Source organism: Massilia sp. DJPM01, from assembly GCF_030348125.1.
In the GTDB taxonomy this organism is placed as follows: domain Bacteria; phylum Pseudomonadota; class Gammaproteobacteria; order Burkholderiales; family Burkholderiaceae_D; genus Telluria_A; species Telluria_A frigida.
This window is the reverse complement of sequence record NZ_JAQOZV010000078.1, coordinates 19,067-27,183: the sequence shown is the minus strand read 5'-3', so window position 1 is coordinate 27,183 and position 8,117 is coordinate 19,067. Positions and strand designations below refer to the sequence as shown.

The 8,117-nt window shown below is 69.4% G+C and carries 7 protein-coding genes; 6 read left to right on the top strand and 1 reads right to left on the bottom strand.

Features of this window, described 5'->3' with window-relative positions; translation table 11 throughout:
- The 6 genes from PO883_RS31105 to dsbD all read left to right on the top strand — a co-directional run.
- A partial coding sequence (locus tag PO883_RS31105; protein ID WP_289313211.1) for a choice-of-anchor D domain-containing protein occupies positions 1-1,799 on the top strand: 1,799 nt, incomplete at its 5' end.
- Between the two features lie 21 nt (positions 1,800-1,820).
- Positions 1,821-2,330: a TlpA disulfide reductase family protein gene (locus tag PO883_RS31100; protein WP_289313210.1), complete on the top strand. Its 510-nt coding sequence runs from the start codon at positions 1,821-1,823 to the stop codon at positions 2,328-2,330.
- Positions 2,331-2,335: 5 nt separating this feature from the next.
- Positions 2,336-2,566 carry a DUF4266 domain-containing protein gene (locus PO883_RS31095; protein ID WP_167089013.1) on the top strand — a complete coding sequence of 77 codons (231 nt, stop codon included), beginning with the start codon at positions 2,336-2,338 and terminating at the stop codon, positions 2,564-2,566.
- 17 nt (positions 2,567-2,583) lie between these two features.
- Positions 2,584-3,729 carry a DUF3570 domain-containing protein gene (locus PO883_RS31090; RefSeq protein ID WP_289313209.1) on the top strand — a complete coding sequence of 382 codons (1,146 nt, stop codon included), beginning with the start codon at positions 2,584-2,586 and terminating at the stop codon, positions 3,727-3,729.
- A complete protein-coding gene (locus PO883_RS31085; protein ID WP_289313208.1) occupies positions 3,729-4,619 on the top strand; it encodes an FAD:protein FMN transferase in 891 nt (296 codons plus the stop codon). Before PO883_RS31090 ends, PO883_RS31085 begins: the two co-directional genes overlap by 1 nt.
- Before the next feature lie 33 nt (positions 4,620-4,652).
- Positions 4,653-6,512, top strand: a complete 1,860-nt coding sequence (gene dsbD / locus PO883_RS31080) for a protein-disulfide reductase DsbD (protein WP_289313207.1) — start codon at positions 4,653-4,655, stop codon at positions 6,510-6,512.
- On the opposite strand, the gene PO883_RS31075 is transcribed toward dsbD, so the two are convergent.
- Positions 6,513-8,048 (bottom strand): phospholipase D family protein, encoded by a 1,536-nt coding sequence (locus PO883_RS31075; protein ID WP_289313206.1) that lies wholly within the window; start codon positions 8,046-8,048, stop codon positions 6,513-6,515. It lies immediately after the preceding gene.
- Positions 8,049-8,117 lie beyond the last annotated feature (69 nt).

Sequence of the window (8,117 nt, the reverse complement as noted above, 5' to 3'; positions counted from 1 at the left end):
CCAATCCGGGCGTCGTCGCGGCGCCGGCGGCCAGCCTGAACCCCGCCAGCCTGGCCTTCAGCGGCAGCGCGCTCGGACAGGCCAGCAGCGCCCTGAGCGCCACCCTGGCCAACACCGGCTCAGGCACCCTGAACATCGACACCATCGGCGTGACCGGCGCGGCCGCCGCCGATTTCAGCATCGCCGGCGGCACCTGCGCCCCTGGCGGCGCGCTCGCCGCCGGCGCCGATTGCACGGTGCTGGTCAGCTTCAAGCCAAGCGTGGCCGGCGTGCGCAACGCCAGCCTGGCAGTGGCCCACAACGGCACCGGCGGCAGCAGCAGCGTGGCCCTGAGCGGCACCGGAAATGCATCGCCCCAGGCCACCATCGGCGTGTCGGCCGCCAGCCTCAATTTCGGCGCGCTGGTGACCAACGTGGCGTCCGCGCCACAGAGCGTCACCGTCAGTAACAGCGGCCAGACCGCCCTCACCTTCAGCGCCATCACGCTGACGGGCGCCAACAGCGCCATCTTCACGCTGGGCGGCGACTGCGCGATCAGCAAGCCGCTCGCCAGCGGCGCCACCTGCGCCTTGACGGTGCGCGCCCAGCCCACAGCTACTGGCGCCTTCGCGGCCAGCCTGAACCTGGCGTCGAACGCCGCCAACGGCAACGTCACCATCGGCCTGGCCGGCAGCGGCGCCAGCGCGGCAGCGGCGGCAAGCGCCACGCCAAGCGTGCTCGCTTTCGGCAGCCAGGCCATCGGCGCGGCCGGCGCCACGCAAACCATCGCGCTGACCAATACCGGCAACGTGGCCGTGACATTCGCCTCGCTCGCCGTCAACGGGTCCGCCGCCATCAGCCTGGCGCCGGGCAACCACTGCGGCGCGGCGCTGGCACCTGGCGCCAGCTGCGGCGTGCCGCTGCTGTTCACGCCCACGGCCGAAGGCGCGGTCACGGCCACGCTGGTGGCCAGCTTCAACGGCGGCAGCGTGCAGGTGGGCGTCAGCGGCGCCGGCACCAGCGCCGCCGTCGCCAAGCCAACCCTGTCGGACGCGGGCCCGATCGGTTTCGGCCAAATCCAGGTCGGCAAAAGCGCCGCGCCGCACACGACGGTATTGAGCAATCCCGGCACCGCCGCGCTCAAGATCGCCACCCTGGTGGCCGATGGCAGCAACGGCGCCGATTTCGTCCTGGGCGGCTCGTGCGCCGTCAACGGCAGCGTCAGCCCCGCCGCCAGCTGCACCATCGAGACCAGCTTCAAGCCGGGCGCACCGGGCGCGCGCAGCGCCACCCTGCTGCTGCTCACCGACGGCGGCACGCAGTTTTCGCTGCCGCTGACCGGTACCGGCACCGCTATCGCCGCCGCGCCGGCGCTCACGCTGGCGCCGCAATCGTTCGACTTCGGCGCCAGTGCGGCAAGCAAGCGCTTCACGCTCAGTAATGCGGGCAGCGCGGCTATCAACCTGTCGGCAGCGAACTTCAGCGGGCCATTCGCGCGCGTGCTTGATGCCAGCGGCTGCCCGGCCTTGCCGTTTGCGCTGCAACCGGGTGCATCGTGCGACATGGTGATCGGCTACACCCCGGCCGCCGCCGGCGCCAGCAACGGCAGCGTCGTGCTCCAGGCAGATGGCGGCGGCAGCTGGACCATCGCGCTGGCCGGCCAGGCTGCGGCTACTGCGGCCAATGCGCCGCCGGCACAAAACCAGGGCGGCGGTGGCTGTTCGTCCGTACGCGACGGCAGCGACCCGATGCTGGCCCTGCTGGCACTGATGGCGGCAGCCGTCCTCTTCTGGCGCCGGCGCAATCCGGCGCAGTCCTGACCGATCACTTTAGGAATTGGCATGAACAACTTCAAACGCAATACACGCGCGCTGGCCGCCTCCCTCGTCCTGGCGCTGCTGGCGGTGCCGGCAAGTGCGCTGGATGCGGGCAAGCCCGCACCGGCGTTCGACCTCGCGGGGCCGGATGGCGCGGTCAAGCTCGAAAAATACGCCGGCAAGGTGGTCTACCTCGACTTCTGGGCATCGTGGTGCGGCCCGTGCCGCCAATCGTTCCCGTGGATGAACGAGATGCAGGCCAAGTACGGCGCGCAAGGCCTGCAAATCGTCGGCGTCAACGTCGACGCCAAGGTGGACGACGCGCGCGGCTTCCTGGCCACCACCCCGGCCAGGTTCGCGATCGGCTTCGATCCGGCCGGCGCCACGCCGCGCAGCTACGGCGTCAAGGGCATGCCGAGCAGCGTGCTCATTGGCGCGGACGGCAAGGTGCTGTTCGAGCATAGCGGCTTCAAGGCCGCCGACCGCGACCAGCTGGAAACCAGGATCAAGGCTGCACTGGGAGCGAAAAAATGAAGACGATGAGCGTAATGTTGTGCCGCCTCGGCGCGCTGGCGGCGCTGGCCGCCGGCGCCACCGGCTGCTCGGCCATCACGCCGGTGCAAGCCTGGGAAAAGGGCACGCTGGCCAAGCCGGAAATGCTGATGGAAGGCGACGGCCTCGAAACGCGTTTCAACGAACACATTTACACGAGCCGCGAGGCGGCGTCCGGCGGCAGTGGTGTCGGCGGCGGCGGCTGCGGTTGCAACTAAGAGGAATGAACAAGCACATGACCACCCCACTGCCCCCCGCACAACCCGCGGCCCTCGGCCACGCCCTCCTGGCGGCGGCGCTGATGCTGCCTGGCCTGGTGCACGCCGAAACGCCGCCGGAGCACGGCTCCATCAGCGTCAAGCTGCTCAGTTACCAAGAGAACCAGTCCGGCATGGACCGCATCCGCGTGCGCGCGCCATCGATTTCCCTGGTCGCTCCGGTGGCCGGCGTCTGGTCGGTGGCCGGTTCGCTGACGGCCGACGATGTCTCCGGCGCGTCGCCGCGCTACCACACGGCCGTCTCGGGCGCCTCGCGCATGAGCGACGACCGCAAGGCCGGCGACGCCGCCGTCACGCGCTATTTTTCGCGCGGCAGCCTGACCGTCGGCGCGGCCTACTCGACCGAGCATGACTACGACTCGCGCGCCCTGTCGGTGACCGGCACCATGTCAAGCGACGACAAGAACACCACCTGGTCGCTCGGCATGGGCGGCTCGGACGATTCGATCAATCCGGTCAACTTCATCGTGCGCGACGAATCGCGCCAGACCGTGAACTTCCTCGCCGGCGTCACGCAGGTCATGGGACCGAACGACCTGGCGCAGCTGACCGTAACCCACAACCGGGGCCACGGCTATTTTTCGGACCCGTACAAGGCATTCGACAACCGCCCGCGCCAGCGTAACCAGAGCACGCTGATGGGGCGCTGGAACCATCACCACGCCGCCACCGGCGGCACCAGCCGCGTCAACTACCGCTATTACACCGATAACTACGGCATCCGCGCCCATACCTTCGGCGGCGAGTACGTACAGCCGGTCGGCCAGGGCTGGATCGTCACCCCGTCGGCGCGCCTGTATTCGCAGCGCGCGGCGCGCTTTTACTTCGATCCGGTGTATGACGGCGTGCTGGGCGAGCCATTCCGGCCCGGTTATGCCAGCAACCCCGATGGCTACTCGTCGGCCGACCAGCGCCTGTCGGGTTTCGGCGCCGTGACCTTGGGGATCAAGGTCGCCAGGCAGCTCAGCCGCGACTGGATCGCCGACGTCAAGCTGGAAGCCTATCAGCAGCGCGGCAGTTGGCGCCTGTTCGACAAAGGCAGCCCGGGACTGGAGCCGCTGCGCGCCCACAGCATCCAGCTGGGCCTCACGCGGCAGTGGTAATGGACGTGCAGGCATTCCCCTTCGAGGCCATGGCCAGCCGCTGCGAGCTGCGCCTGGCGCTCGCGCCGGGCGTCGATGGCGCTCGCCTGGCGCAGCTGGCCATCGACGAGGTGCTGCGCATCGAGCACACCTATTCGCGCTACCGCACCAGCGGCATTGTGGCCCGCATCAACAATGCCGCCGGACGCGATCCGGTGGCCTGCGACGACGAGACCAATGCCCTGCTGGACTACGCCTGCGTGCTGCACACCACCAGCGGCGGCCTGTTCGACATCACCTCGGGCGTGCTGCGGCGTGCCTGGGACTTCCGCCGCCCCGAGCTGCCGGCGCAGGCGGCGCTCGACGCGTTGCTGCCGCTGGTCGGCTGGCAGCACGTCGAGCGCGAGCATGGCGCCATCCGCCTGGCCAAAGCGGGGATGGAAATCGACTTCGGCGGCTTCGGCAAGGAGTACGCGGCCGACCGCGCGGCGGCGCTGCTGGCGGCACACGGCGTGCGTTACGGCTACGTCAACCTGGGGGGAGACCTGCGCATCATCGGGCCGCAGCCCAGCGGCGCCCCCTGGTCGATCGGCGTGCAAGACCCGCGCGACACCGAACGCCTGGCTGGCGCGATCCCGATTGCCAGCGGTGCGCTGGCCACCAGTGGCGACTACGAACGTTTCATCGACATCGGCGCACGCCGTTACTGCCATGTGCTCGACCCGCGCAGCGGCATGCCGGTGTCGCACTGGCGCTCGGTCAGCGTGCTCGGGCCCCTGGCCATTGCCGCCGGCAGCTGTTCCACCATCGCCATGCTGATGCAAGAGGACGGACTGGCCTTCCTCGACAACGCCGGCATGGCCTATCTCGCCATCGACCAGCAAGGCCAGTGCTTCCGCAAGGATGCCTGAGCCAACTACCGAACTAACTACTGGAGAACCACCATGACATCCGCACCCTTCCTGAGATGGCTGCTATCGCTGCTGGCCATGCTCGCCTTTGCCGGCTGGGCGGGCAAGGCCGCCGCGGCCGACGACTTCCTCGACCCCGAACAAGCCTTCGTGCTGCGCACCGAGGTGCGTGACGGCGGGGCGATAGCCCTGCGCTGGACCATCGCGTCCGGCTACCACCTGTACCGCGACCGGCTGGCCTTCACCGGCGCCGCCGGCGACCCAGCCATCCCCGCACCGGCACTGCCGGCCGGCATCCGCAAGTTCGACGAGAACTTCAACAAGGAGATGGAAACCTACCAGGGCCAGCTCGACGTGGCACTGCCGCCGGCGCCGGGCAAGCCGTTCACCCTGAACGTCGCCTACCAGGGTTGCGCCGACGCGGGCCTGTGCTACGCGCCGGTCACCAAGACCTATCTGGTCGATCCGGCCAAACCCGGCGTGCTGGCAGCGCGGACGGAGGCCCCGCCCCCGGCCGCAGCTACGCCGCCGGCGGCCAGCGCACCGGGCAATACAGCGGCCAGCGCCGCCGCACCCGAAGACGACACCACCCTCGCCCAGCGCACCCTGCAAAGCGGCAGCCTGTGGCGCATCGGCAGCGCTTTCCTTCTATTCGGCCTGCTGCTGTCGTTCACGCCGTGCGTGCTGCCGATGGTGCCGATCCTGTCGTCGATCATCGTCGGCGAAGGCTCGGTCTCGCGCGGGCGCGGCCTGCTGCTCGCTTGCGCCTATTGTCTCGGCATGGCGCTGGTCTACACGGCGCTGGGCGTCGGTGCCGGGCTGGCGGGCGAAGGCCTGGCCGGCGCGCTGCAAAAACCGTGGGTGCTGCTGACCTTCGGCGCGCTGCTGGTCGGCCTGGCGCTGTCGATGTTCGACGTCTACCAGCTGCAACTGCCAAGCGCACTGCAAACGCGCCTCTCCAGTACCGGCGGCGCGGTGCGCGGCGGACGCTTCGTGGGCGTGTTCATCATGGGCGCGCTGTCGGCACTGATCGTCGGTCCGTGCGTGGCCGGTCCGCTGGCCGGCGCGCTGCTCTACATCAGCCAGACCGGCAACGCCTGGATCGGCGGCTGGGCCCTGTTTTCGATGGCGCTCGGGATGAGCGTGCCGCTGCTGCTCACCGGCCTGTCGGCCGGCAGCCTGCTGCCGCGCGCCGGCGCCTGGATGAATGGCGTGAAAAAGGTGTTCGGCATGCTGCTGATCGCGGTCGCCATCTGGATGGTGTCGCCGGTGTTCCCGGTGCCGGTGATGATGGCGCTGTGGGGCGGCTTTGCGATCCTGGGCGCGCTGTTCCTGCACGTGGGCCAGGCCCTGCCGCCGCACAGCGGGGCTGGTGCATATGCCGGCAAGGCGCTGGGCGTGCTGATGCTGGTCGGCGGCCTGTTCGAGCTGGCCGGCGCGGCCAGCTCGGGACGCGATGTGCTGCAACCGCTGGCGCACTTGCGCGGCGGCGGCGCCGGCGGCACGGCGCTCGCGCATGCCGACAGCGGTCCGCAGTTCACCCGCATCCGCACCGTGGCCGAACTGGAACGCGCGCTGGCCGATACCAGCACGCCGGTGCTGCTCGACTTTTACGCCGACTGGTGCGTGGCCTGCAAGGAGATGGAACGCATGACCTTCCCGGACGGCGCGGTGGCCGCATCGATGAAGAAAATGCGCCTGATCCAGGTGGATGAGACGGCCAACAATGCCGACGACCGCGCGCTGATGAAGAAATTCAGCCTGTTCGGGCCACCGGGCATCATCCTGTTCGATGCCAACGGCAAGGAAGTGCCGCAAGGGCGCATCATCGGCTTCGTGCCGGCCCAGCGCTTCGCCGAGCGCCTGCAGGCGGCGCACGGCACGGCCGGCTGATTACAGCAGCCAGTCGATCGGCAGCAGCGACAGGATGCCGACCGCCGCGCGCTGCCACAAGCCGGTACCGGGCTCGGTGTCGTGGCGGATTTCCTTATCCCCCACGCGCTCGGTCCAGTACAACGCGCCGCCGGGCGCCAGGCGCACCCGGTAGGCGCGCGCCGGCACCTGTTCGCGCAGCACGCGCGCCATGCGCGCAGCCATCGCCGGGCTTTCGATGACGAAGCCCATTTCGGTATTCAGGTCGGCCGAGCGCGGATCGAAATTGAACGAGCCGATAAACACGCGCTTGCCGTCCACCGAAAACGTCTTCGCGTGCAGGCTCGATCGGGAGCTGCCAAGCTTGCCCTTTTTCGCCGCATCGGGCCCGCCGTCGATGCCACGGTGCAGCTCATACAGCGTCACGCCCGCTTCCAGCAAAGGCTTGCGCCATTTGGCGTAGCCCGCGTGGACGGCCGCCACGTCGGTCGCTTCGAGCGAATTGGTCAAGATGCGCACCTCCACCCCGCGCGCGGCCATCGCCACGAAATTGGCAGCCCAGGTTTTGCCAGGCACGAAATACGCCGATACCAGTTCCACCGTGCTGGCCGGTTCGCCCAGCAGGCGGCGCAACTGGTAAGCCACCCGGGTTTCCGGCGCTTCCGTGCCCAGCACCTTGTCCGGATGGTCGCTCACCAGCGTGGTGCGGGCCCACTCGAACGGCAGGCTGCGCCCGGCCAGCTGCGCGGCGAACGGCGATGCGCGCACCGCCGCCAGGTAATCGCGCGCCTCGTCCCCTTGCGCCGCCAGCCGCTGCGCGCCACCCGCCGCCGGCCCCACCAGCAGGCTGACCGGATAGGCCGAACGGCTGTTCCAGTAACGGTCGAAGTCGCGCGAGACGGCGTCGACCACCGGGCCGACCGCCAGCACGTCCAGGTCGACGAACAGCATGCCGCCCTCCACCCCGAAGTATTCATCGCCGATATTGCGCCCGCCGATGATGGTCGCCGCGTTGTCGGCGGTGAAGGACTTGTTGTGCATGCGCCGGTTCAGGCGCGAAAACGCGCCCAGCAAGCCGAGCGCGCGGTGTTCGCGCATGGCGAAGGGATTGAACAGGCGCACCTCGATATGCGGATCGGCGTCGAGCGCGGCCAGCATCGGGTCGAGGCCCTTGGTGTTGTTATCATCGAGCAGCAGGCGCACGCGCACGCCGCGCGCCGCCGCCGCGCGCAGCGCGTTGAGCATCAGGATGCCAGTGGTATCGTTGCGCCAGATATAGTATTGGACGTCGAGGGTGCGCTCGGCGGCGCCGGCCAGCATGGCGCGCGCGGCGAAGGCGTCGTGCCCGTTGGCCAGCGAGTGCAGGCCCGACATGCCCGGATGCATGGCGCCCAGCGGCGCCATGGCCGCGCCCAGGCGCGTGTCGCCAGTGGCGGCGATATACTGGCTGGCCGCGCGGCTGTCGAGCGCGGGCAGGCCGGCGCAGCCGGACAGGGTGGCCGCCAGCAGCAACAGGGCCGCCAGCGCGCGCAGCGCCTGGATGGGTCGTGTTTTCATGCTTCCTCCAGGACTGTTGTCCGTGCCCGATAATAGCGACATTCAACTATCCGGACCCGCTCTATGAAA